General features: G+C 36.2%; 22 protein-coding genes. 13 read left to right on the top strand and 9 right to left on the bottom strand.

Translation table 11 applies throughout. The features are described from left to right. Positions 1–48: 48 nt before the first annotated feature. The 4 genes from obgE to hpt all read right to left on the bottom strand — a co-directional run bounded on the left by obgE (position 49) and on the right by hpt (position 3,897). A complete protein-coding gene (gene obgE / locus ACHRV3_RS09710) occupies positions 49–1,050 on the bottom strand; it encodes a GTPase ObgE (protein WP_047774347.1) in 1,002 nt (333 codons plus the stop codon). Positions 1,051–1,228: 178 nt separating this feature from the next. Beyond that, on the bottom strand, positions 1,229–2,503 hold the full coding sequence (locus ACHRV3_RS09705; protein ID WP_082210587.1) for a hemolysin family protein: 1,275 nt from the start codon (positions 2,501–2,503) through the stop codon (positions 1,229–1,231). Positions 2,504–2,712: 209 nt separating this feature from the next. Further along, positions 2,713–3,285 (bottom strand): adenylate kinase, encoded by a 573-nt coding sequence (locus ACHRV3_RS09700; RefSeq protein WP_047774351.1) that lies wholly within the window; start codon positions 3,283–3,285, stop codon positions 2,713–2,715. Positions 3,286–3,366: 81 nt separating this feature from the next. Continuing rightward, complete coding sequence (gene hpt / locus ACHRV3_RS09695; RefSeq protein ID WP_395434488.1) at positions 3,367–3,897, bottom strand: hypoxanthine phosphoribosyltransferase; 531 nt, start codon at positions 3,895–3,897, stop codon at positions 3,367–3,369. 408 nt (positions 3,898–4,305) lie between these two features. Between hpt and ACHRV3_RS09690 the strand changes: the two genes are divergently transcribed. The 5 genes from ACHRV3_RS09690 (at position 4,306) to ACHRV3_RS09670 (ending at position 9,939) form a co-directional block, all read left to right on the top strand. Further along, positions 4,306–4,857, top strand: a complete 552-nt coding sequence (locus ACHRV3_RS09690) for a hypothetical protein (protein WP_230003432.1) — start codon at positions 4,306–4,308, stop codon at positions 4,855–4,857. Positions 4,858–4,911: 54 nt separating this feature from the next. Continuing rightward, positions 4,912–6,057 carry a 5-(carboxyamino)imidazole ribonucleotide synthase gene (locus ACHRV3_RS09685; RefSeq protein ID WP_395434486.1) on the top strand — a complete coding sequence of 382 codons (1,146 nt, stop codon included), beginning with the start codon at positions 4,912–4,914 and terminating at the stop codon, positions 6,055–6,057. Positions 6,058–6,568: 511 nt separating this feature from the next. After that, entirely contained in the window at positions 6,569–7,054 is a 486-nt protein-coding gene (purE, locus tag ACHRV3_RS09680) for a 5-(carboxyamino)imidazole ribonucleotide mutase (protein WP_047774357.1), read from the top strand. A gap of 129 nt (positions 7,055–7,183) precedes the next feature. Beyond that, the gene (locus ACHRV3_RS09675) at positions 7,184–9,211 is read left to right on the top strand and encodes a M3 family metallopeptidase (RefSeq protein WP_395434484.1); all 2,028 of its coding nucleotides are present in this window, start codon (positions 7,184–7,186) and stop codon (positions 9,209–9,211) included. A gap of 68 nt (positions 9,212–9,279) precedes the next feature. Then, positions 9,280–9,939 carry a vancomycin high temperature exclusion protein gene (locus ACHRV3_RS09670; RefSeq protein WP_395434482.1) on the top strand — a complete coding sequence of 220 codons (660 nt, stop codon included), beginning with the start codon at positions 9,280–9,282 and terminating at the stop codon, positions 9,937–9,939. A gap of 92 nt (positions 9,940–10,031) precedes the next feature. Here the strand turns inward: ACHRV3_RS09670 and ACHRV3_RS09665 are convergent, their stop codons facing one another. The 4 genes from ACHRV3_RS09665 to ACHRV3_RS09650 all read right to left on the bottom strand — a co-directional run bounded on the left by ACHRV3_RS09665 (position 10,032) and on the right by ACHRV3_RS09650 (position 15,213). Then, the gene (locus ACHRV3_RS09665; protein ID WP_395434481.1) at positions 10,032–10,952 is read right to left on the bottom strand and encodes a cupin domain-containing protein; all 921 of its coding nucleotides are present in this window, start codon (positions 10,950–10,952) and stop codon (positions 10,032–10,034) included. A gap of 2 nt (positions 10,953–10,954) precedes the next feature. Next, entirely contained in the window at positions 10,955–12,730 is a 1,776-nt protein-coding gene (locus ACHRV3_RS09660) for a GMC oxidoreductase (protein ID WP_395434480.1), read from the bottom strand. Positions 12,731–12,884: 154 nt separating this feature from the next. Then, entirely contained in the window at positions 12,885–14,690 is a 1,806-nt protein-coding gene (locus tag ACHRV3_RS09655; protein WP_395434479.1) for a hypothetical protein, read from the bottom strand. A 103-nt stretch (positions 14,691–14,793) separates the two neighbouring features. Continuing rightward, positions 14,794–15,213 (bottom strand): DUF1842 domain-containing protein, encoded by a 420-nt coding sequence (locus ACHRV3_RS09650; protein WP_047774503.1) that lies wholly within the window; start codon positions 15,211–15,213, stop codon positions 14,794–14,796. A 459-nt stretch (positions 15,214–15,672) separates the two neighbouring features. On the opposite strand from ACHRV3_RS09650, the gene ACHRV3_RS09645 reads away from it, so the two are divergent. From ACHRV3_RS09645 to ACHRV3_RS09620, 6 genes are all read left to right on the top strand, one after another. Beyond that, positions 15,673–16,176, top strand: coding sequence for a GbsR/MarR family transcriptional regulator (locus ACHRV3_RS09645; RefSeq protein WP_230003448.1), 504 nt, complete (start codon positions 15,673–15,675; stop codon positions 16,174–16,176). A 70-nt stretch (positions 16,177–16,246) separates the two neighbouring features. Next, a complete protein-coding gene (locus tag ACHRV3_RS09640; protein ID WP_395434478.1) occupies positions 16,247–16,594 on the top strand; it encodes a hypothetical protein in 348 nt (115 codons plus the stop codon). 19 nt (positions 16,595–16,613) lie between these two features. Beyond that, complete coding sequence (locus ACHRV3_RS09635; protein ID WP_047774372.1) at positions 16,614–16,997, top strand: hypothetical protein; 384 nt, start codon at positions 16,614–16,616, stop codon at positions 16,995–16,997. A gap of 61 nt (positions 16,998–17,058) precedes the next feature. Further along, the gene (locus ACHRV3_RS09630) at positions 17,059–17,880 is read left to right on the top strand and encodes a hypothetical protein (RefSeq protein WP_395434477.1); all 822 of its coding nucleotides are present in this window, start codon (positions 17,059–17,061) and stop codon (positions 17,878–17,880) included. Continuing rightward, the gene (locus ACHRV3_RS09625) at positions 17,880–18,794 is read left to right on the top strand and encodes a TIGR01777 family oxidoreductase (protein ID WP_395434476.1); all 915 of its coding nucleotides are present in this window, start codon (positions 17,880–17,882) and stop codon (positions 18,792–18,794) included. The genes ACHRV3_RS09630 and ACHRV3_RS09625 overlap by 1 nt, the downstream gene beginning before the upstream one ends. Further along, a complete protein-coding gene (locus ACHRV3_RS09620; protein ID WP_395434475.1) occupies positions 18,791–19,249 on the top strand; it encodes a cell division protein in 459 nt (152 codons plus the stop codon). The genes ACHRV3_RS09625 and ACHRV3_RS09620 overlap by 4 nt, the downstream gene beginning before the upstream one ends. Positions 19,250–19,617: 368 nt before the next feature. Here the strand turns inward: ACHRV3_RS09620 and ACHRV3_RS09615 are convergent, their stop codons facing one another. Beyond that, complete coding sequence (locus ACHRV3_RS09615; RefSeq protein WP_230003462.1) at positions 19,618–20,430, bottom strand: hypothetical protein; 813 nt, start codon at positions 20,428–20,430, stop codon at positions 19,618–19,620. A gap of 135 nt (positions 20,431–20,565) precedes the next feature. Here ACHRV3_RS09615 and gcvP point away from each other — a divergent pair, with 135 nt between their 5' ends. Next, entirely contained in the window at positions 20,566–23,415 is a 2,850-nt protein-coding gene (gene gcvP / locus ACHRV3_RS09610; RefSeq protein ID WP_395434474.1) for an aminomethyl-transferring glycine dehydrogenase, read from the top strand. A gap of 314 nt (positions 23,416–23,729) precedes the next feature. Continuing rightward, the gene (locus tag ACHRV3_RS09605; protein ID WP_395434473.1) at positions 23,730–24,788 is read left to right on the top strand and encodes a 3-oxoacyl-ACP synthase III family protein; all 1,059 of its coding nucleotides are present in this window, start codon (positions 23,730–23,732) and stop codon (positions 24,786–24,788) included. Positions 24,789–24,797 lie beyond the last annotated feature (9 nt).

Raw genomic sequence — 24,797 nt, 5'->3', positions numbered from 1 at the left:
AAAAAGGTGTTCTGTTTCCAGAACACCTTTTAAATAGTGTATTACTTTTTAGTCATTCAACATCTTCCAAAGTTTATCTTTAAGATCTGTTAAGCCTTGTTGTGCCACAGAAGAGATAAACATATAAGGAATATCTTTGAAAGCAACGTCTAATTCTGTTTTCAATTCCGCCTTAAGCTCATCATCCAGCATATCGCATTTTGAAATCACTAAAAGACGTTCTTTGTCCAACATCTCAGGATTGTATTTCGTTAATTCGTTTACCAAAATATCGTATTCCGCTTTAATGTCCGGTGTATCAACAGGAACCAAAAACAGTAATGTTGAGTTACGTTCGATATGACGCAAGAAATAATGACCTAATCCTTTTCCTTCAGCAGCACCTTCAATAATTCCCGGAATATCAGCAATTACAAAAGATTGATAATCTCTGTAGGCCACAATTCCTAAATTGGGCTTCAAAGTCGTAAACGGATAATCAGCAATTTTAGGTTTTGCAGAAGTCAGTACAGACAATAAAGTCGATTTTCCTGCATTAGGAAATCCAACTAAACCAACATCTGCCAAAACTTTAAGTTCCAGAATAACATCCATTTCTACTCCCGGTAAACCAGGTTGTGCGTATCTTGGAGTCTGATTGGTTGAACTTCTAAAGTGCCAGTTTCCTAAACCACCTTTTCCTCCTTTAGAAAGGATTCTTTTTTCTCCGTCTTCGGTAATTTCAAACAGGGTTTCTCCCGTTTCTTTATCTTTTACAACAGTTCCTAAAGGTACTTCGATAAATTTATCATCTCCGTCAGCACCGGTACTACGGTCTCCTCCTCCATCACCACCATGACCCGCTTTTACGTGTCGCGCGAACTTTAGGTGAAACAATGTCCAAAGACTTTTGTTACCCACTAAATATACGTGTCCACCACGTCCTCCGTCACCACCGTCCGGACCTCCTTTTTCAATAAATTTCTCTCTATGTAAATGTGTAGATCCTTTCCCTCCTTTTCCGGAAGAAACATATATCTTAACATAATCTACAAAATTTCCCTCTGTCATTGTTTTTAGTATTCAGTCGCAGTCGCAGTTTTCAGCACAAATGTGACTGAAAACTGAAACTGAAAACTATTTTCTTTTTGTTTATGTATAGTTTAAAGTTTAAAGTTTCAGGTTTCAAGTTGGTATATCACACTTAACTTGAAACTTGAAACAGAATAAAACCTAAAACAAATTCTCTTTACTCTTTTAGCGCTTTTACCAGCACTTTATCAATCTTTACGCCATCCATATCGATGACTTCTAAAACAAATTTTTGCCAGATTAATTTCTCCCCTTCTTTTGGAATATGAGAAAGTTCCGTCATAATCATTCCGCTTACGGTATTTACCTCGTAATCGTTTGTTAATTCGTCCAGTTCAAAATAGGTTAAGAAATCGTGTAACGAATAATGTCCGTCTACCATCCATGAACCGTCTTCTCTTTCTATCAATTGGAATTCGTCTTTATAAAAATCAGACGCATCACCAACTAAGGCTTCTAATATATCATTTAAGGTAATTATACCTTGAAAAACACCATATTCATCTGAAACCATAGCATAATGAATTCCTGTTTTTTTGAAATTCTCTAACGCCTTGTAAGCTGTTGTTTGCTCCATTAAATAAGGAGCTTCAATCATAATCGCCGCTAAATCAAAATGATCGCTTTCGATATTGGCGAATATATTTTTTAATGTAACTATCCCGACAATATCATCGTAGTTGTCACTATATACCGGGTAAACCGTGTGCAAGTCTTGCAAAACCAGCTCTTTTATTTTGGCTTTATCTGCATTTAAGGGCAACATGTCTACCGATTTACGGTGTGTCATTAACGAATTTACCTTTCGGTCACCAATATGAAAAACACGCTCCACGATATCCTGTTCAATTTCCTGAACTTCTCCGCCTTCGGTTCCTTCTTTAATAATGGCTTTAATTTCTTCTTCTGTAACTTTCCCGTCTGCTGTGGGTTTAATTTGCAAAACATTCAACAGAAAATCAGTCGATGATGTCAACAACCAAATAAATGGCGCTGTAATAATCGAGACTATTTTCATTGGCATTGCTACCATTTTCGCAATAGACTCAGGATAATTTAACCCGATTCGTTTTGGCAATAATTCCCCTAAAACTAAAGAGAAAAAAGTCAAAACAACTACTACAATACCAACTGCGACAGAATGCGCATACGGTTTTAAAACTCCAAATCCACTTACAAATATTTCAACATCCATTGTGATTTTATCACCCGAATAAATACCGGTTAAAATTCCGATTAAGGTAATTCCGATTTGAACGGTTGATAAAAATTTATTTGGAGAATTGGCCAAATCCAGTGCTATTTTGGCACTTTTATTCCCTTTTTTTGCTGCAGTCTCCAATCTGTTTTTCCTTGCTGAGATCAATGCAATCTCAGACATGGAGAAAACTCCATTTAATAGAATTAGAAAAAATATTATTAGTATTTCCAATTTGTAATTGATTCGTTATTTAATAGTCGTTAAAATAATAATTTACAGTTCACCTGTGTTACCATCCGGAAGTCAAAAGCTAAAAGCTAAAAAAAACTAATTTTTCCTCCCAAAAAACAGCAACCCGAAGAAGCTCATTTTATGGTATGGAAAAATAGTTTTTTATATCCCAATAACCCTCGGGATGTAACGACAGCCGGAAAAAGCTTCTACAAATTATCTATAACTGACGTTAATCGTTCTGTAATTTCTTCGATAGTTCCAATACCGTTTACCGCATGAAACTTATTCTGTGTTTTATAATATCCAATTAATGGAGCTGTTTTTTCATTGTATTCCTGATATCTCACGCGAATTTTCTCTTCGTCCTGATCATCCACTCTTCCGCTTGTTTTTCCTCTTTCCAACAAACGAGCTACCAAAATTTCATCATCTGCTTCTAAGGCAATTGTTGCGGTAACACTTGAACCAATTGTTGGCAAAAATTTATCTAAAGCTTCCGCCTGATCTAGCGTTCTCGGGTAACCGTCGAATAAAAATCCCGCAGTATCCGGATGTTTTTTCACTTCGTCAATTAACATTGCAGTTGTTACTTCGCAAGGTACCAACTCTCCATTATCCATAAAAACTCTTGCTTTTTTACCTAAATCTGTATCGTTTTTTAAATTAAAACGAAAAATATCTCCGGTTGAAAGATGTGTTAATTTGTATTTTTCTTTTAAAAATTCTGCCTGAGTTCCTTTTCCCGCTCCAGGCTTTCCAAATAAAACAATGTTAATCATAATAAGTGTGAGTGTTGCTTGACTTCTTATTTTCAAAGAAGTTTAAAATGAATATATAGTTGTGTGTTTGTGTTTTAAAATTTATTCGGCTAGTTTATATACTTCTGGCAGGTTTCTTCCTAAACCGTCGTAGTCTAAACCATAACCAACAATGAACTTATTCGGAATCCTTATCCCGACATAATCAATCTTAATGTCTTTTTTATAAGCTTCAGGTTTAAAAAACAAAGTGGCAATCTTAAAATGTTTTACATTTTGTGCCTTAAACAGTACCTTTAATTCTTCAATCGTGTTTCCTGTATCCACGATATCTTCGATAAGCACTACGGTTCTGCCAGTCAAATCCTGATTAATTCCTATTATTTGTTTCACAGAATTTGTTGATTCTGTCCCTTCATAAGAGGCCATTTTGATAAATGAAACTTCGCATGGGCTTTTATATTTTTTCAGAAAATCGGCCACAACCATAAATGCGCCATTCAAAACCCCAATAAAAATTGGCGTATCATCTCCAAAATCATCTTCTACTTGGGCAACTATTTTCGTTAAAGCAAAATCAATTTCTTTTGCCGAAATAAACGGAACAAATTGTTTATCGTGAAGTTGTATCATTATTTTCATATTTAAAATAATGCGCAAAGATACAGAATTACAACCAAAGGACAGTATCAAAATACACGGTGAGTTAATTTTTTTCAGATTGTTTAACATCCCCTACCAATTACAAATTTTAAGTTCGAAATATTTCGATTCCGATTAAACGATTACTCTTCAAAACCTTAAGTAAAATCTAAAACCATAACACCTCATAAAAGACCGAAACACCAAACTCAGAAACCTGTAAATTTTCTCCCGATGACGACTTGATTGCGACTAAAAAACGTGCTTCCTGACTTCAATCTAATAGTACAATAATCGATACTGCTTTGCCTTCACCTCATCAGACTGATATTCCTACAAATTTTATGAGATATTCTCACTAAATTACCTATTTTAGTTGCGTATTTAAAACCCAAACAAATGTCCTCTGAACTCCAATCAAAACTTAACTATTTAAAAGCTTACCGGGAAAACCGGCTTAAAATCGCACAGGACGTTTTAGAAAACAAGGATCAATTCAAAGAATTGCTTTCTATCTGCTTTTCTCCTCTTGACAAAAACAATCATAAAGCATGTTGGATTTTAGAGTTTGTCTCTTACGAAGAATTGATCTGGCTGCAATCCCATCTTGATTTTTTCTGTTCGAATCTTAAAATCTTAAAAGACGAAAGTGCGATTCGTCCCATTGCAAAAATCGTTCAGCTTTTAGTAAAATCGCATTATAAGAAAAACGAAAACAGCATTTTACTTTCAGAAGAAAACCTTCAGGATTGTATCGAAGCCTCTTTTGACTGGCTTATAAACGACACAAAAGTAGCCGCAAAAGCCTACTCCATCAGAACTTTATACGTTTTAGGAAACCATCACGACTGGATTCATCCGGAACTGCAAATCATTCTAAACAAGGATTATGCAGCACATTCGGCAGCATATAAAGCCGTTGCCAGAGAAGTTTTAACGAAAATAAAATAGCGTTTTCCTATTCAATCATTATAAAGTATCTTTGCGCATCACAAACACACAACAATGAATTATTTTTCTTCTGATTTTAAATTAGGAATTTTAGGTGGTGGACAATTGGGCAAGATGCTGTTATTTGATACCCGAAAATTTGACATACAAACTTATGTATTAGATCCGAGTGACGAAGCACCCAGTAAAATTGCCTGCAATCAATTTTTCAAAGGTGATTTAATGGACTATGAAACGGTGTACAATTTTGGAAAACTGGTTGATGTTTTAACTTTCGAAATTGAATTGGTTAATCTGGAAGCTTTAACACAATTAGAAAATGAAGGCCTAAAAATCTACCCTTCTCCAAAAACTTTAAAAGGAATTCAAAACAAAGGAATTCAAAAAGAATTTTACGCCGCAAACCATATTCCAACAGCTCCTTTTGAAAAATTTGAGAATCTGGAAAGTCTAAAATCAAGAATCAACGATCTGACATTACCATTTGTATGGAAATGTACTGAATTTGGATATGATGGAAATGGCGTAAAAGTGATTCGCAAAAGTACCGATCTGGATTCTTTACCAAATGTAGAATGTATTGCAGAAACGATGATTCCGTTCAAAAATGAACTGGCGGTTATTGTTTGTCGCAATCCGTCCGGTCAAATAAAAACATATCCGGTAGTTGAGATGGAATTTCATCCCGAAGCCAATCAGGTAGAATACGTAATCTGCCCTGCCCGTATTGATGAAAAAGTAGCAGAAAAAGCCAGAGCGATTGCCTTGAATGTTTCTGAAAAATTCAATCACGTTGGACTTTTAGCGGTCGAAATGTTTCAAACTAACGAAGATGAAATCCTGGTAAATGAGGTCGCACCGCGTCCGCACAATTCCGGTCATTATTCTATTGAAGCCAGTTATACTTCACAATTCGAAAATCATTTACGTGCCATTTTAGATCTTCCATTAGGAGATACAGAAAGTAAAGTTGCGGGAGTAATGGTAAATTTAGTCGGCGCTGAAGGTTTCTCCGGAGACGTTGTCTACCAAAATATCGAAACCATTTTAGGTTGGAATGGTGTTACACCGCATATTTACGGTAAAAAACAAACACGCCCGTTCAGAAAAATGGGACATGTTACGATTGTAAATCAAGACATGACCGAGGCAAGACGAATTGCAGAGGATGTTAAGAATACTATTAAGGTTATTAGTTAAGAGAGTATACAGTCGCAGTTTTCAGTCACAGTGTGAAACGTGAAACTTTAAACATAAAAACAGACACAGTTTTCAGTCGCAGTCTAAAACTTGAAACAAAAAACGGTCTCTGTTTTCAATTTAAGTTTTTAAGAATTTAAGTTTTATCAAAATATAAAAATGGATTTTTTAGACTTCTTAAGTAACCTCAGCAGCGTAAATAGTAATTCAAATTTGATTAAAGACAGTTTTAAAAGTTTTACAGATAGTACGGAATATCCAGGTGAAAGAATCAAAAGCTTTATCGCATTCCTTATTTTAGTACTATGTTATATTGCTGTCGCTTTTGGAATTCTATTTTTGATTTATAAATTCTTCAAATAACTTTAGCTAAAAAAGTTTTTATACAAAGACAAAAACCTGAACGTGAAACTTGAAACAAAAAAACAGTCGCAGTTTTCAGTTACACTCTAAAACGTGAAACATGAAACATGAAACTTTTAACTTAAAACACAACAAAAAAACAAATCACATGAGCAAAGTAGCTATCATAATGGGAAGTATCTCAGACATGCCAGTCATGCAGGATGCCATCGACATACTAAAACAATTTAATATAGAAGTAGAAGTTGATATTGTTTCGGCACACAGAACGCCGGAAAAATTATTTGATTTCAGTAAAAATGCGCACACTCGCGGTATTTCGGTGATTATTGCCGGAGCAGGTGGTGCAGCGCATTTACCGGGAATGGTTGCTTCGATGTCACCGTTACCTGTAATTGGAGTTCCTGTAAAATCAAGTAATTCTATTGACGGATGGGATAGTGTATTGTCTATTCTTCAGATGCCGGGTGGAGTTCCTGTGGCGACAGTTGCCCTAAATGGAGCAAAAAATGCCGGAATTCTGGCCGCACAAATCATCGGAAGTCACGACAAAGCGGTTCTTGAGACTATTATCTCTTACAAAGAAGAACTTAAAGCTGCCGTTAATAAAGCTGCTGAGGGTTTAAAAAAATAAATTCCGCAGAGACACGCAAAGCCAACACAGAGACACACTAAAACATTTTAAACTTATCCTAGAATCTATTTTTTGTGCATCTCTGTGTTGGCTTTGTGAATCTTTGTGTAACAAATATCAAATCGTACTATGAGTATCTTAACACAATATTTCAACACCAGACATAATACAGCCCCGTTTTCGCAAATCAAAATCGAAGATTATTTTCCTGCTTTTCAGGAAGGAATTGCTCAGGCCAAAGCCGAAATTGATGCTATCGTAGACAATCCCGAAACACCCACTTTTGAGAACACGATTCTTACATTGGAATATTCCGGTGACATTTTGGATCGTATTTCGAGTATTTTCTTCAATTTAAATTCGGCTGAAACGAATGACGAAATGCAAAAAATCGCTCAGGAAGTTTCGCCTTTATTATCGGATTTCGGAAACGACATTACGCTAAACGCCGCTTTATTTTCTAAAGTAAAAGCAGTTTATGATCAAAAAGAAAGTTTGAATCTAACTCCGGAACAAACGACACTTTTAGATAAAAAATATAAAAGTTTCTCAAGAAATGGAGCCAACTTAGCCGAAGACAAAAAAGAACAATTACGCGAAATCGACAAAGAACTATCGAGATTGAGTTTACAATTTGGCGAAAATGTTTTGGCAGAAACCAATGCCTTCGAATTGCATTTAACAAGCGAAAGTGACTTAGCCGGATTACCGGAAGGAACTATTGAAGCGGCCCGATCACTGGCTAAAAGTCAGGAGAAAGAAGGCTGGATTTTTACTTTAGACCACCCAAGTTATATCCCGTTTTTGACTTATGCCGACAATCGCGAATTGCGTAAAAAAATGGCCATTGCCTTTGGCGCAAAAGCATTTCAGGGTAACGAATTTGACAATCAGGAGAATGTTTTAAAAATAGCCAAATTACGTTTCGAAAGAGCCAATTTGTTAGGCTATAAAACACACGCCCATTTTGTTCTGGAAGAAAGAATGGCAGAAAGCCCGGAAAAAGTTTTTACTTTCTTAAACGATTTATTAGCGAAAGCAAAGCCTGCCGCTCAAAAAGAGTTTGCAGAATTAACGGCTTTTGCAAAAGAACTGGACGGAATTGAAGAATTGGAGAAATGGGATGGCTCTTATTACTCTGAGAAATTAAAACAACAACTTTTCAACTTAGATGATGAAAAGCTAAAACCTTATTTCCAGTTAGAAAAAGTATTAAACGGAGCTTTCATCGTTGCCGAAAAACTATACGGATTAACCTTTACAGAAGTCTTTGATATTGACAAATACCATGAAGAAGTTACCACTTATGAAGTAACAGACGCTGAAAACAAATTAGTTTCGATTTTCTATGCGGATTTTTTTCCAAGAAAAGGAAAACGAAACGGTGCTTGGATGACCTCCTTCAAATCGCAATATGTAAAAGACAGCGTAAATGAGAGACCACACATTTCTAATGTTTGTAATTTCACTAAACCAACAGAAACTAAACCTTCTTTACTTACTTTTAATGAAGTAACGACTTTATTCCACGAATTTGGTCACGGGTTACACGGGATGTTGGCCAATACCACCTACCCAAGTCTATCCGGAACTTCCGTTTTTTGGGACTTTGTAGAATTACCAAGTCAGATTATGGAGAATTGGTGTTACGAACCGGAAGCTTTGGCTTTGTTTGCGAATCATTATGAAACGGGTGAAATTATCCCGATTGAATATGTTCAAAAAATAAAAGAAAGTGCCAGTTTTCAGGAAGGACTAGCGACTTTACGTCAGTTGAGTTTTGGATTATTGGACATGGCTTGGCACGGACAAGACCCGACCAACATTACGGATCTGAAAGCTTTTGAAACGGAACAATTTGCCGATACCAAATTGTATCCTGAAGTAAAAGAAAATGCAATGAGTACCGCTTTTTCACATATTTTCCAAGGTGGTTATTCTTCCGGATATTACAGTTACAAATGGGCCGAAGTATTAGATGCAGATGCTTTTGAATATTTTCAGGAAAAAGGAATCTTTAATACTGAAGTAGCTTCAAAGTTCAAAGAAAACGTACTTTCAAAAGGAGGAACAGAGCACCCGATGCTTTTATACAAACGTTTCAGAGGTCAGGAACCAAAACCTGAAGCTTTATTGAAACGTGCGGGATTACTTTAAAAAGTTCTCCGTTTTCAGTCGCAGTTTAAGGCTGTGACTGGAATTTTAATATTAAAAAATAGCTACTCTTGAAAAAGTATTTTAAATTATTCCTTTGCCTTTCTGTTATAGGATTGGTTGCGATTGTTTCTGTTAATTACTATGTAAAATCAACTACAGAAGAACTTATTTACCACTCTTTAGAAAAATTACCAAAAAACGACATTGGAATTGTTTTTGGTGCCGGGATTAATGGTGATCAGCCAAGTAAATATTTAAAGGACAGACTTGATGCCGGAATTCTACTGTACAAAACCAAAAGAATTAGCAAAATTTTACTTTCGGGTGACAATGGACGTGACGAATATGATGAATTAACGGTCATGAAAAAGTACTGTTATAGAAACGGTGTTGATACAACTAAAATTTTTGTTGATTATGCCGGTTTCGATACGTATTCGACGATGTATAGAGCGAAGCATATTTTTAAAGTTGAAAAAGCGACTTTAATCTCTCAGGAATACCATTTGAACAGAGCCATTTACATTGGAAACAAACTTGGCGTAAAATCAATTGGTTTCTCTGCAAACAAAGGGGAATATAGCGGCTATAAATATGTCCGATTTAGAGAATGTATTTCTATAGTGAAATCCTTTTTTGATGTTCTGAGAAATCGCGAACCTCATTTTTTAGGAAATCCTATCCCTCTTGATGGAGAATCTAATTATTCCAAGGAAGACAAAAGATAACTAAAAAACCGAAGCAATTGCTTCGGTTTTTTAGTTATACTACTATAAATGGAGCTGTTTGCTATTGCGAATAGCTCCATTTTTTTATGCTTTTACTGAAGCTTATTAATGATTTCAACTTGCTCCGGAAATTTAATTTTAAGCATTTCAATTTGTTCGGGAGTAGGAAGAAAACTATCACTTTTATCCCAAGCAGGAGCAAGACTACAGCTTGATAAGGCATAACCCGGGCCTACTAATTCGGCACCAAACCAATGGTTATGCGGTGCAGCTCCCATTAGAAGTTGTCCCTGATCGAGATCACTGCCAAAAGTTACCGTAGAATAAACGCCCTCTTCTGAGAATATATGCAGTTTGATCGCGCTTCCCTGATGGAAAAACCATTGCTCATCTTGATTCAAGGCATGAATTTTAAGCACCTCACCTTCTTTTAAAAGATAATAATTGGTAGAATAAGCTCTACGATCACCATCAAAACGTTTCGGTAAAGCTGCTTCCGGGAGGATGATATCACTTTCGGGTCCATGGGCTAAATATCCTCCGATTCCTGTGGGAACCATATTTAACTTTCGAATCAATCGATCGGCCTCGATATTGGCGTTAGGAAATCGTTTAGAAAAACACACGGTGATTCCTATAATTTCGTCGCCACCTTTCTTCCGTAAAAGCCCTTTTTGAGTAACGATTTCTAAGTCGGCAACTGATCCGTCTGGCTCGGTTATTTCAATGGTCTCGTAGTAATTCAACAATGGAATACCACTTTCCATAACTTCTTTATCATGGGCCACATGTGCGGCACGACTATCTCTGGTCCCGATAAGGTCTTCTTGCTTTTGCCCTAATAAATCTGCAAAATCTTTATTGACCCACAAAAAGACAGCATCGTGATTCTTGATACAAAAATATACACCATCTGTTTTATCGAGTACATCTCCCACTGTCATGGCAGGAATAGTATCTAATGGTATATTATTTATATCGGTATCGAGTTCGTTTAAGGTTTGATTTTCCATGATTAATTTGAAACAAAAGTTTTAGATTCACTTTTAACCTTGATATGGGACTCCTGGTGCAAATTATCTGCCAAATCCTGAGCCAGTGCAACCATAGTCATTGTTGGATTCCACGAACCACTTGCAGGCCAAAGTGCTCCTCCTGTCACATAGACATTCTCAACACCGTTTGGACGATAATCCAAACCAACAACTCCTTCGTCTCCTTTGCCAATCCAAAGACTTGAACCTTCATGAACCAATCCGCCCACTCTGCGTTGTTTAACCGGTGGGTGCTCACTCATCCAGACCCCTTCATCTGCATTACCGTGCCAATATTCTACAGCAGTATGCCCTTTTGGTGATAAAGCCTCTTCTAACATTTGAAAAGTCCCATGATCCATGGTATCCCAAGTCTGCAAATCTGTTTCACCGGCTACCGCCTGCAACGTTACATTTGTTGTAGGATCAGATTGCCCGTTAAGACGCAAGTAATTCTCCGGATTTCTGAAATCCATTTCGCCCAGTACTGCACATACAAATACCAAATAATCCTCAGAACTTGTAAGCTGTGCCATAGAGGCAGTAGCGACAACATCCGGCATATAACGAGCTGCTTTCTGAGCATTCTTAAGCGGATTTTTATCTGAAAGAACCGAAAGTTGTACGTGATATTGCATACCACTTTCTTTATTTACGCCTGCCATATAGATCGCCGCTAATTCCAATTCACTTAATTGATTCGCAAAATCATAATCTTTACGCGGGATACGTGCTACTACAGAGGTAATAAAATGGGCCGTAAAACGTTCTCCTGCTCTTTTTACCTGAGGAAAAGAATTTAAGATCAATGTAGCCGGAGGAAGTGTTCCCATTGCCAAAATCACTTTAGCATTACCTACGTTTACCATTCCTCTGGAAGTTTCTAAAGCAGTGGCAACGCCGTCTTGCTGATGAATGCGGTTTACAATACAATTACCTACCATTTGCAGCGGACTTCCCTCTCCTTTTTTACTTAAATCAGATTGTTTTATCGCAAGATCCAACATTACAGATGGGGTAGAAAATTTAGCAAAATCTAAACCTTCCTGTACCCCTGACCCCGCTGCCAAAGGAGCTGCTATACTTCTGGTTGCTGAAGTCACTTTCCCTAAATTAGCAGCCAACATTTCCTGAAGCTCGGTTTGTAATAGTCCGTACACAGGGCGTTGCAAGGCAACATGTTTTAAAACGGCAGGATCTAAATCACTATCGATCTGATCGGCCGGCACTACATTTAATAAAATTTCTGCCGATTTAAAATGCGCTTTTGCAGCATCTATAGTTTCTTGCGGCCAATATTGCATTTCTTCCTGTGTAGGTCTTGGACACCAGGCACTCCACATAATACTTCTTCCTCCAAAAAAAGGAATCATTCCGTGTTGAAACTGGATATTCCCTGCAGGTTGTGTTGCCGTTTTACTCGAAAGTGTCCACGGAAATGTTTCTGACAATCCACCTAACACATGTTGATAAGGAATAGGTAAATTTTGAAAATGTTCCGGCAGGAAAAAAGGCCCTCTTTCTACAATCAAAATTTTAGACATTGGGTTTTGAGCTAAAGTTCGCTCAGCAAAAGCCAAAGAACAAAAACCACTACCAATTATAATAAAATCAAAATGCTCTTGTTCTCTAGCTATTTTCCAATCTGTTTCTGAAAGAAAAAAAATATGATCGAAAACTTTTTGGGGTGTCGGATCTTGCGGTCCCGGTGTCGGGTAACCATTCGCAAAATTCGGACTTGATGAAAATGTTGTCATAATACTTCTTTTTTAGGTTAATTGTTGGTGTTTGAGATTTATTATTTAGAAAGACAAAAACAGCAAAAAAACCGAAACTGTTGCTTCGCTTTTTTTGCCATTCTTATTTTAGGTGATCAATCGCTTTTTGACGACAATACCATTTTTATTTCACTTATATTTTTTTCTTACTAGAGGACGATAACGGTATAATTTCACCGAAAACATGACTCAGGATTTTGGGTTGCAGACTAGGACTAGTATTATTACTATGACAAGAAAAACAAGAGATTGCAGTGCTGTCTGTCGAAGCCGTTGATGGAGATTGAACAAACGTTTCCATGGTACTATTAGACAACTGTCCGGTACCAATTGCATCTCCATTAGGAATTGAGTCAGCTGTCCCTCCGTAGGGGTAAACATTCCCGTTTGGTGCCGTACCTCCAAAAGTCCATGTTGCTCCTATTAACAGATAATTTTTTCTGATATCTTTACCTACCAACATCTTACGAACGGCATTATTTATGGAAATGATCTCACTGTTGGAATCAGCCGGTGTTTGATCTTCTCCGTTAGGAACGGTATTAGAAGCCACTCCCCAAGCCATAATTCTTCTTACATTAGGAGTCTTAATCGTTGTATCTTTTACCTGAATCGTATTACCTGAAACAGTCATACTTTGAAAGTTTTGATTTCCTGTTGTATCATTGGCATTGACATTAAAAAGCCATCCTTTACCGGTATCGGCTCGCACCTGTTTTATATTATTTTGTTTGTCGCGATACGCATATGCATCATTTGGTGAATTTTTCTCATGTTCAAAAGTGGCCCAAACCATTTCAGGATGTCCGGCTACACTTCCTACAACATGCATTCCTACCAATGCTAATGTTGTTGTTTTTTGTCCCTTTTCAACCCATACCTTTGGATTGGACTTATCATAAGTAGGGATTACCGCTTTTATCGTAACATAAGTATCCGCGTTTGGTAAATCTTTGACTTCTACCCATGACGTTTTTAATTCCATTGCCAAGGCATCCGGATCAGGAGGTGCGGCCCAGCCTTTTGTTTTTGCATAGGCCAGAATACTGTCTCTCGCACTGGCTGTGGTTGGAAATTGATTTCCGTTTAATTTACCCTCGTTAACTCCGGTTAAAAAATAAGCGTAAACATCATTAACCATAGTGATATAATATACTAATGATTTATTTTCTCCCATTAAAGCGCCATGAGAACCTGCTTGTCCTTGTTCGGACTGCACTTCTCTACCTTTAGAATCAAGAAAAATTGATTTTGCCCCTATTTTAAATTCCTGTACCACCGCAGACGGGTTAATTTTACTGTCGATAACAGGTTTTGGATTTTTGATGACTTTCCCTTTTGTATCAATAAAAGAGTGTAATCCTGAGGCATTGGTCGAAATATGATCGAACTGGATTAATTTGTTAACGTCGTTTTTAACTTTTTCATCCTTTTTCGCTGCTTCAATTTCAAACCTTCTTCCATTTTTATCGATTAAAATAGGCAATCTGTTTGGTCCGCTTTGATTAATGTTACTTACCGCACGAAGCGCTTCATTGGCTTTGTGTTGTGTCAGCGTACGTTTGTTTAAGGAATCAGGAGGTGAAACATTGTAGAATACGGAAGATTCTAAAACAGTTCCTTTTCCGTTATATCCTCCTGAAGCCGGAGACGTTAGCCATAAGAACATCTGCTCCGACCATTTATAAAAATCACAATTGTTTTTACTCGGAAACAATACACTGTTTGCCGGTTTGACTAATCCGTTTTCAGTTACGGTACCTGAAGCAAACCAAGACTTAAACTCGGATTCAGACACCGTACAAGTTTCTTTTACATCTTGTGGTAAATACTCATAATCATTAGAAGCCAAAAGGCCTTTCTCTTTTTTACATCCTAAAAACAGGATTACTATTGCCGTAAACGCTACAGCAATAATTTTTGTGGTTGTTTTTTTCATCTTTTTCACAGTTTAGATTTGGTTTATTTAGGGATATAATTAAGCAGCAAAACATTTATTTAAATTCACATTACACGCAGTAAAATGATCAGGCGCATCTTTTTTAATTGATACCAAATTCCTCTTTCAAATTTTCCGCCAAAGCAACAGGTTCATTTTCGATCTGGTGATTATGGCACGAAAAACCTCCCGTTCCGTCCCAGCAGTTATTAATCGCAAAATAGGCATCAAAATCAGCCAAAAAAGAGTCATTCTCCGATTTCTCCAGCGACTGTCTGTACTTTCCTTGCAGGCTGACTACTTTTGTGAATTGCCCTAATCGCGTAACATTGATTTTTCCTTTAACCTCAACGGCTATATCATTTTCAGCATCATCTACGGTTTGTTTAATGATAACGGTACCCGTCACAGAATTCTTCAATGGCTTTACTATCAAACTAAACGTAGCAATGGGAGCACCCGGCATCCCAACATTTCCTATAGTTCCTTCTGCTAAATAATCTTCTGTTACTAAATTTTCCATTTTGGTTTGGTTTTTGGTTTTTGTCATGTTTAATTAGAACTTTTCAGAATGGAGCTGGTTTCTTTCGAGTGACTGCTCTTCTCTTTATTGAAAAGTAAACGGGCATAAAAATGGAACGCTATTCTGTACTCCATCTCTTAAATTCCCTATCAAAGCTATAACAGCAGTCGTTCTTTGTGTAAAAAAATGTCATGGGGCAAATTTTTTTTGTCATGAAAGAGCTAAAAAATGCCCCAAGAGTCCTTTTAAATGTCATGAAAGCCCTTCTTACCTATATGAGATAAATAGTTTAGTAAATGAATTCAAAGCAAACACTCCTAACTTAATCGCAGAATAGCAGTGCTTTTAAAACTTTAAAAAGGCAGTTAGGATACCATTGTAAGAGGCAATGCTATTCTATTTTTAAATTATCTTTCAATTATTTTTGAAAGTTTAAAAACTTTTGCTTACATTTGATCTATGGAATTCAAAGAAGCAAAAAATAAATTCGTACAGACCTGGGGAGCTTTAGGTTCTCAATGGGGCATCAATAAAACCATGGCACAGATTCATGCTTTACTGATGGTTTCTAATGAACCGGTTTCTATGGAAGATATTATGGATGAATTGCAGATTTCCCGCGGTAATGCAAGTATGAACTTAAGAGGTTTAATGGATTGGGGAATTGTATATAAAGAATACAAAGCCGGAGAAAGAAGGGAATTTTTTACTGCTGAAAAAGATCTGGACGAATTGGCCGTAAAAATTGCCAGAGAAAGAAGTAAAAGAGAAATTAAACCCGCTCTTAAAATCCTAAAAGAAGTTTCCTCAATAGAAGCAAAAGACACTGCCGAAGAAAAACACTTTATCGATCAAACCAACAAATTGTATGATTTTGTGCTAAAGGCCGATAATATGCTGGATAAAATAACAGAGTTTAACGAAAACTGGCTGGGTCGTCTGGTCTTAAAAATCATGAAATAAAAAAATTTCATTAAAAGTTTCATTTTTTTCTGAAAGTTTAAAACAATCAATAACTATAAACAAACAGACCATGAATCTCAACATTACTGGCTATCTGATTTACCTCAGCATCACGATTTTCATCATTTTCAGAGTTGGGAAAATCTGTTACAAGAATGGGAACATTTATGTCCGCGAACTGATTCCGAATCATGTTGAAATCTGTCAAAAAATCAATCAGGTATTGTTACTGGCGTATTATCTTTTGAATAGTGGTTATTGTGCCATGACTTTAGTTTCCTGGCAGAAAATCACATCATCGACACAACTTATTGAAACCATCGGAATAAAAACGGCGATCATTATTTTCATCATTTCAATTTTACATTATCTCAATATTATAATTCTTACCAAATACATTCAAAAACTAATCAAATAACACCTTAAATTTAACTCTCATGGAAACTACAAAAATCTTAATCGGTTACAGTATTTATTTGCCAATTGCATTATTCCTTACCTACTATGTTTCTAAAACACTTTTTAAAAATGGGAAAATCTTTATGCTTGATATTTTTAAAGGAAGAGAAGATATCGCTCAGGCTACCAATAAACTTTTTGAAACCGGTTTTTATCTTTTAAATGTTGGATTCGCTTTAATGATCTTACAACTTGAATTGAGTAGAGACAGTTACCAGGAATTAATTGAAAATTTAAGTTATAAAATTGGCGGATTTTCTATTTACTTAGGTATAATGTTATTCATCAATTTGTACTTTTTCTTCAGAGGGAAAAGAAAAGCAAAAGAAACAAGAGAAGAACGATTAGTATTTAAAGCTTAAGTCAACCCTTACATCTGGCGGGACCTATAACACCCGTCAGATTTACTAAAAACTAACTGTCATGAAAACACTGGAAAACCAAACTTTACTGTATGACGAAGATTGTCCGTTATGTCAAGTTTACACTACGGGTTTTATAAAAGCAAAAATGCTGGACGAAAATGGTCGTAAATCGTATTGTCAATTAGATGAAAACGAACAAACTTTTGTTGACATAAACCGTGCTTCTAATGAGATTGCGTTAATAGACAACAAAAATCAAACGGTGCTTTATGGAATTGACAGTCTACTGAAAGTCCTTGGATTCTCTTTTCCTTTAATTGAAAAAATCGGAAATATAAAACCTGTTAAATTCTTTTTGAAGAAACTGTATTCGTTTGTTTCTTATAATCGAAAAGTCATTATTCCGAGTAAAATCAATGCAGCCGCGAAGTTACAATGTGTACCGAATTTCAATTATAAGTACCGATTTTTATTTATTGGTTTTGCTACTGTTATGACCACAATCATATTGTACAACTATACTTTTCTGATTCCGAATTTGCCAAAAGCAAGTATCACAAGAGAGTTTATGATAGCGATAGGACAACTCTTTTTTCAATCTTTGTTTCTTTTGAAATCAGACCGAAAAACAATCCTCAATTATAGCGGGAATCTAATTACGGTTTCTTTAATGGGATCTTTATTGCTACTTCCAATACTGGCATTGCAGACTGTTGTCACTATTTCAGTAAATACCGCTTTAATTTGGTTTGTTCTTACTGCTTTTATTATGTTTATGGAACATTACAGAAGGATTAAAATACTACAACTACCGACTTACTTGTGTATCACGTGGGTTGTCTACAGACTTATTGTTTTACTATTAATTTTAAATTTCTAATGATCCGAAATAAATTAATCATCGCAGCAGGAACCAGCTTTTTAGGTCAGAGTTTACTAAATCATTTTAAAGACAGATTCGGAGAAATCGTAATCTTAACCCGAGGGAAATCAAAAACGATTGACGGAATTAAATATGTCAATTGGAATGCCAAGACATTCTCCGGCTGGGAAAAAGAACTCGAAAACGCAGCCGTTTTGATAAACCTTGCGGGAAAATCGGTTGATTGCCGGTACACCAAAGAAAATAAAAAAGAGATACTATTATCCCGAATTGAAAGCACCAAGATTTTAAATAAAGCGGTCTTAAATTGCAAAAACGCACCGAAACACTGGCTGAATTCCTCAACCTCCACCATATATCGTTTCTCTTTAGACAAGGAAATGGACGAAAGGAACGGCGAAATTGGCAATGATTTCTCGATGAATGTGGCGCAATCCTGGGAAAAAGCTTTTTTTAAAACCGAAACTCCAAGTACCTTAAAAACGGCTTTGAGAACTTCTATCGTTTTAGGAAAAAAGGGAGGTGCATTAGTGCCGCTAAAAACCCTTGCCCAATTTGGCTTTGGCGGAAAACAAGGAAATGGGAACCAAATGGTAAGCTGGATTCACGAAACAGATTTTGCCAGAGCAATAGATTTTATAATCGACAAAGAAATAACCGGAGTACTGAATATTGTTGCTCCAAAACCCGTGACAAATAAAAATTTCATGTCCTTATTACGAAAAGCAGTCAATGCTCCATTTGGCATTCCAATAACGGAATCGCTATTAAAATTGGGCTCTCTGCTTATCCGAACAGAACCGGAATTGGTTTTAAAAAGCAGGAATGTGATTCCGAAACGATTGCTTGAAGAAGGTTTTCAATTTGAATTTGAAACTTTAGAAAAAGCATTAAAAAATCTAATACAATGACAACAATAAACTTAGTCACCAAAATAAAAGCCCCAAAACAAATTGTTTTTGATACCGCGAGAGATATTGATTTGCATCAGAAATCAACAGCAACTTCAAACGAAAAAGCCATTGCCGGCGTTACATCGGGCTTAATTAATTTCAATGAAACCGTTACCTGGAGAGGAAAACATTTCGGGTTTTATCTGACGCACAAAAGCCGAATCACAAAAATGGATCCTTATGACTATTTTCTGGATGAAATGGAGGAAGGCAAATTCAAATCATTCAAACACCAACATTTTTTTGAAGAACAAAACGAGGTTACCATCATGAAAGACTATTTACAATATGAAACACCCTATGGAATTTTCGGGGAATTATTTGATATTATATGTCTCGAAAAGCATCTGACTAATTTTCTTTTAGCCAGAAATAAAATCCTGAAAGAGACCGCAGAAAACAGGTTCCTGTAACAAAAAGAACGTACACGTCAGAAGATTTTTTGACACGAATTTCACGAATTGGCACGAATTATTTTAATCATTATAATCCCTTAATCTGTGGCTAAAGACTCGCCGCGAATTTCACGAATTGGCACGAATTATTTTTGCCACAGATTAAAAAGATTAGCACGGATTTTTTTAATCATTTTAATCCTTCAATCTGTGGCTAAAAGCTCGCCACGAACTACACGAATTGGCATGAATTATTTTTACCACAGATTACACGGATTTTTTCAATCATTTAATCCTTTAATCTGCGGCTAAAATTCCCCGCCAAGAATCTCATTAATTAATTAGTGATAATTTGTGTAATTCGTGTTAAAAAAAACTACTGAAGCTTATAGCAGAACCAACATCAGCCACCAAAAAATCGGCACACTTTCTACCCAAAAAGAAGTATAATACTTAGATCTATTGGTGTTTGCGAATACAATGAACAAACACAACATTGTGATCATGATAATATTAATAAAAAGATCTTGATAATTAAAGGTTGAAATCAAAAACTCCAATAAACAAAACGGTATCAGCAATAACAGCCCTAAAATTTTGGTTTTTTTCACACCTATCGTTTGTGGCACAGTTTGCAGATGCGGATCATCATTGGCTAAATCAAGAATTTCGAAAACCAAGATCAAAACAAAAACCAGAATAAAACGCTGAATGCATTTGATAAAAAAATCAGAAGTAAAAGGAATTTCAGCATTGATTAAGGGCAAAACCAAAGTCGCTCCCACCCAACAAATGGCAACCATATAAATTTTTACGCCAGCCCAGTTTCGCGCATTTCTTCTGTTCGGAAAAAACGGAAGGGTGTATAAAGCGGTAATCGCAAAAATTCCAAACGAAACAACTTGCGTAATTCGCTTTAATTGAAAAAAATAATAACCAACCAAAACCACCGAAACAAGACTCAAAAGTGCAATAATTTTCAACTGACTTCCTATCGGATTTTTTTTCACCCGAACCAAAGCATCGTATTTAACAAAATTATACCCCACTATTGTTCCGAAAAAAACAAACAAAGCCATCGGCTCATCGTACTGAATATGAAAGACATGGAATGTAATATGCACCAATGCAAAACACGATAAAGCTACATGAATGCTGCTGTTTAAATAAAAATCTAATATCTGTTTGATAAGTTTCATGACTCAAATCTAATCAATTATTAAGAAATCAACCCATTAGTTATAAATTTCACAAAATTTGAAGTTAAAAATACCGAATAAATTATTATTAATACTTAATTTTGCACCACAAAAAAACAACACTTTTACAACTATATGAAAACAGATGCTTTTGCTTTAAGACACATTGGTCCAAGAGAAACAGATCTTCAACACATGTTACAGACAATTGGAGTTGAATCGATCGAACAACTTGTTTACGAAACCCTTCCAGATGACATTCGTTTAAAAGCACCTTTAGACTTAGACCCTGCGATGACTGAATATGAGTTCTCTAACCATATTCAACAATTAGGTAACAAAAATAAAATCTTTAAAACTTATATTGGTTTAGGATATAATCAGGCGATTGTTCCTGCTGTAATCCAAAGAAATGTTTTTGAAAACCCGGGATGGTATACGGCTTACACACCGTACCAGGCTGAAATCGCACAAGGTCGTTTAGAAGCCATTTTAAACTTTCAAACTACTGTTATCGAATTGACCGGAATGGAAATCGCTAATGCTTCTTTACTGGATGAAGCAACAGCAGCAGCAGAAGCTATGGCACTGTTGTTAGATGTACGTTCACGTGACCAAAAGAAAAACAATGTAAATAAATTTTTCGTTTCAGAAGAAATTTTACCTCAAACACTTTCTGTTTTAGAAACTCGTGCAACTCCAATTGGTGTTGAACTAGTAATTGGAAACCACGAAACTTTTGACTTTTCTACTGAATTCTTCGGAGCTATTTTACAATACCCTGGAAAATACGGACAAGTAAATGATTATACTGCTTTTATTGAGAAAGCTGCTGCAAGCGAAATTAAGGTTGCCGTTGCTGCTGACATTTTAAGCTTAGTAAAATTAACTCCTCCGGGAGAAATGGGAGCTGCTGTTGTAGTTGGTACTACACAACGTTTCGGAATTCCGTTAGGATACGGAGGACCACACGCTGCTTATTTTGCAACTAAAGAAGAATACAAACGCAGTATGCCGGGTCGTATCATTGGGGTAACCATTGACACAAACGGAAATCGTGCATTGCGTATGGCGTTGCAAACCCGCGAGCAACACATCAAACGTGATAAGGCAACTTCTAACATCTGTACTGCACAAGTATTATTGTCAGTTATGGCTGGAATGTATGCGGTTTACCACGGACCAAAAGGATTACAATATATCGCTGACAAAGTACATGCTGCGGCAGCTACTTTGGCAAACGAATTACAAAAAATAGGCGTACAACAACTGAACTCTGCTTTCTTTGATACGATCTTAGTACAAGCAGATGCTAAAAAAGTAAAAGCGGTTGCTGAAGCTAAAGAAGTAAACTTCTACTACGCTGATGAAAATACAATTTCAATTTCATTAAACGAAACGACAAGTATTTCTGATGTAAATGACATCATTGCCATTTTTGCAGAAGCGCTTTCTTTACAAGCTACCACTATTTCTGAATTAACAGAAATCAATCATTTCCCGGATTCAGTAAACAGAACTTCTGCTTTCTTAGAGCACGATGTTTTCAACAAATACCATTCAGAAACTGCTTTGATGCGTTACATCAAAATGTTAGAGCGTAAAGATTTAGCGTTAAATCACTCGATGATTTCGTTAGGTTCTTGTACGATGAAATTGAATGCTGCTGCTGAAATGTTGCCATTAAGTAATCCAAACTGGAATAATGTTCACCCTTTTGCACCACTTAACCAAGCACAAGGATACCAGGAAATGTTGAAAAAACTGGAGCAACAATTAAACGTTATTACAGGTTTTGCCGGTACTACTTTACAACCAAACTCTGGTGCACAAGGAGAATATGCAGGACTTATGGTAATTCGTGCGTACCACCAATCACGTGGAGACGATCACAGAAATATCGCTTTGATTCCTTCCTCTGCTCACGGAACAAATCCTGCTTCTGCAGCAATGGCCGGAATGAAAGTAGTGGTTACTAAAACATTAGAAAACGGAAATATCGACGTAGAAGATTTACGTGAGAAAGCCATTCTTCATAAAGACAATTTATCTTGTTTAATGGTAACTTACCCATCTACACATGGTGTATTTGAAAGTGCTATTCAGGAAATTACAAAAATCATTCACGATAACGGCGGACAAGTTTATATGGACGGTGCGAACATGAATGCTCAGGTTGGATTAACAAATCCTGCTACAATTGGAGCTGACGTTTGTCACTTAAACTTACACAAAACTTTCGCTATCCCTCACGGAGGTGGAGGTCCTGGAGTTGGTCCTATTTGTGTAGCACCACAATTGGTTCCTTTCTTACCTGGAAACCCGGTAATCCCAACAGGAGGAGAAACGGCTATTACAGCTATTTCTGCTGCACCATGGGGATCTGCACTAGTTTGTTTGATTTCTTACGGATACATTTCGATGTTAGGAGCTGAAGGTTTAAAAAGCGCTACAGAGCATGCGATTTTAAATGCCAACTACATCAAAGAAAAATTAAACGGACATTACGACACTTTATATTCTGGAGAAATGGGTCGTGCAGCGCACGAAATGATCTTAGAATGTCGTCCATTCAAACAAAAAGGAATCGAAGTTACCGATATCGCAAAACGTTTAATGGATTATGGTTTCCACGCACCAACAGTATCTTTCCCAGTTGCAGGAACTTTAATGATCGAACCAACTGAAAGTGAAAACTTAGAAGAATTAGATCGTTTTTGTGAAGCTATGATTTCTATCAGAAAAGAAATTGAAGCAGCAACAATCGAAGACAGCAATAATGTATTGAAAAATTCTCCTCACACTTTAGCGATGCTAACAACAGAGACTTGGGATTTCCCTTATACAAGAGAACAAGCTGCTTTCCCATTAGAATATATCGCTGAAAACAAATTCTGGCCTTCTGTTCGAAGAGCAGATGATGCCTTCGGAGACAGAAACCTAATCTGTAGCTGTGCTCCTATTGAAGCATATATGGAAAATTAAAAAAAATAATTTTTCGGCATATCAATAAACCCGATAACTTCAAAATTATCGGGTTTATTATTTTTATAACATTATACAAAGAACTTGTTATTTTACTACACAAATAAGAATGTTTTTACAAAATAAAAATACGCCCAAAAAACAATCGCAAACGTTTGAAATCTCATATAAAGCTAAAATTCATTATAAAATAACCAATAACTAGAGCTAAAAATTCTTATTTCATAATTATATGCACGCATAGTATGTTTTATGATAGTTATCATCATTTTATTTATAATTTAGCAATAAATTTACCGGCTAATAAAGGAATAATGAAAATTAAAATAATAGGTATCGGAAGTTACATTCCGAATAAAGAAGTAAGCAATACAGACTTTGACAAACATGTTTTTTTGAATGAAGACGGAACTCCTTTTGCTTATCCAAATGAAGTAGTAATTAAAAAATTTAAAGGAATAACGGGAATCGAAAACCGCCGTTATGCTGAAGATCAACATACCTCATCAGATTTAGCGTTTTTTGCTGCTGAAAGAGCCATTGAAAATGCTAAGATCGATCCTGAAACTTTAGACTATATCATCTTTGCGCATAATTTTGGTGACGTAAAATCCGGAACACACCAAACGGATATTTTACCAAGTTTAGCGACACGTGTAAAAAATAAATTAGGAATTAAAAACTCAAAATGTGTTGCCTACGATATTCTTTTTGGATGTCCGGGCTGGATTGAAGGCGTACTTCAAGCCAATGCTTTTATCAAATCCGGTATGGCAAAACGCGTAATGGTAATTGGTGCAGAAACTTTATCAAGAGTGGTTGACGATCATGACCGTGACTCGATGATTTACTCTGACGGTGCAGGAGTTTCAATCCTGGAAGCTTCTGATGATGAAACGGGATTGCTATCTTACGAAAGTGCTACTTTTGCTAACGATGAAGCCAATTTTTTATACTTTGGAAAATCATACAATGCTGATTTAGATCCGGACATTAAATACATTAAAATGTATGGCCGTAAAATTTATGAATTTGCTCTAAGTCAGGTACCCTGTGCCATGAAAAGCTGTTTAGATAAAAGCGGTATTGCCATTGATGACGTTAAAAAAATCCTGATTCACCAAGCAAACGAAAAAATGGACGAAGCGATTATAGATCGTTTTTACAAATTATACGACAAAACAGCTCCCAAAGACATCATGCCAATGAGCATACATGATCTTGGAAACAGCAGTGTGGCAACTGTACCTACACTCTATGATCTTTTGATACAAGGAAAAATAGAAAATCATGAAATAAACAAAGGCGACGTGGTAATCTTTGCTTCAGTTGGAGCAGGAATGAACGTTAATGCATTTGTGTATCGATATTAATTATATCCA

The sequence above is a fragment of the Flavobacterium sp. FlaQc-49 genome, assembly GCF_044005985.1.
GTDB lineage: Bacteria > Bacteroidota > Bacteroidia > Flavobacteriales > Flavobacteriaceae > Flavobacterium > Flavobacterium cupriresistens.
The sequence above is the reverse complement of the archived record's forward strand: the minus strand, read 5'-3'. Positions and strand labels throughout refer to the sequence as shown.

Excerpts from the sequence above, each read along its gene's own strand:
- ACHRV3_RS09675 (WP_395434484.1), top strand. The coding sequence starts at position 7,184 with ATGAGTATCTTAACACAATATTTCAACACCAGACATAATACAGCCCCG.
- ACHRV3_RS09605 (WP_395434473.1), top strand. The coding sequence starts at position 23,730 with ATGAAAATTAAAATAATAGGTATCGGAAGTTACATTCCGAATAAAGAA.
- hpt (WP_395434488.1), bottom strand. The coding sequence starts at position 3,897 with ATGATACAACTTCACGATAAACAATTTGTTCCGTTTATTTCGGCAAAA.
- ACHRV3_RS09650 (WP_047774503.1), bottom strand. The coding sequence starts at position 15,213 with ATGGAAAATTTAGTAACAGAAGATTATTTAGCAGAAGGAACTATAGGA.
- ACHRV3_RS09635 (WP_047774372.1), top strand. The coding sequence starts at position 16,614 with ATGGAAACTACAAAAATCTTAATCGGTTACAGTATTTATTTGCCAATT.
- ACHRV3_RS09655 (WP_395434479.1), bottom strand. The coding sequence starts at position 14,690 with ATGAAAAAAACAACCACAAAAATTATTGCTGTAGCGTTTACGGCAATA.
- ACHRV3_RS09615 (WP_230003462.1), bottom strand. The coding sequence starts at position 20,430 with ATGAAACTTATCAAACAGATATTAGATTTTTATTTAAACAGCAGCATT.
- ACHRV3_RS09690 (WP_230003432.1), top strand. The coding sequence starts at position 4,306 with ATGTCCTCTGAACTCCAATCAAAACTTAACTATTTAAAAGCTTACCGG.
- ACHRV3_RS09685 (WP_395434486.1), top strand. The coding sequence starts at position 4,912 with ATGAATTATTTTTCTTCTGATTTTAAATTAGGAATTTTAGGTGGTGGA.
- ACHRV3_RS09620 (WP_395434475.1), top strand. The coding sequence starts at position 18,791 with ATGACAACAATAAACTTAGTCACCAAAATAAAAGCCCCAAAACAAATT.
- ACHRV3_RS09700 (WP_047774351.1), bottom strand. The coding sequence starts at position 3,285 with ATGATTAACATTGTTTTATTTGGAAAGCCTGGAGCGGGAAAAGGAACT.
- ACHRV3_RS09640 (WP_395434478.1), top strand. The coding sequence starts at position 16,247 with ATGAATCTCAACATTACTGGCTATCTGATTTACCTCAGCATCACGATT.
- ACHRV3_RS09660 (WP_395434480.1), bottom strand. The coding sequence starts at position 12,730 with ATGACAACATTTTCATCAAGTCCGAATTTTGCGAATGGTTACCCGACA.
- purE (WP_047774357.1), top strand. The coding sequence starts at position 6,569 with ATGAGCAAAGTAGCTATCATAATGGGAAGTATCTCAGACATGCCAGTC.
- ACHRV3_RS09665 (WP_395434481.1), bottom strand. The coding sequence starts at position 10,952 with ATGGAAAATCAAACCTTAAACGAACTCGATACCGATATAAATAATATA.
- ACHRV3_RS09630 (WP_395434477.1), top strand. The coding sequence starts at position 17,059 with ATGAAAACACTGGAAAACCAAACTTTACTGTATGACGAAGATTGTCCG.
- ACHRV3_RS09625 (WP_395434476.1), top strand. The coding sequence starts at position 17,880 with ATGATCCGAAATAAATTAATCATCGCAGCAGGAACCAGCTTTTTAGGT.
- obgE (WP_047774347.1), bottom strand. The coding sequence starts at position 1,050 with ATGACAGAGGGAAATTTTGTAGATTATGTTAAGATATATGTTTCTTCC.
- ACHRV3_RS09645 (WP_230003448.1), top strand. The coding sequence starts at position 15,673 with ATGGAATTCAAAGAAGCAAAAAATAAATTCGTACAGACCTGGGGAGCT.
- gcvP (WP_395434474.1), top strand. The coding sequence starts at position 20,566 with ATGAAAACAGATGCTTTTGCTTTAAGACACATTGGTCCAAGAGAAACA.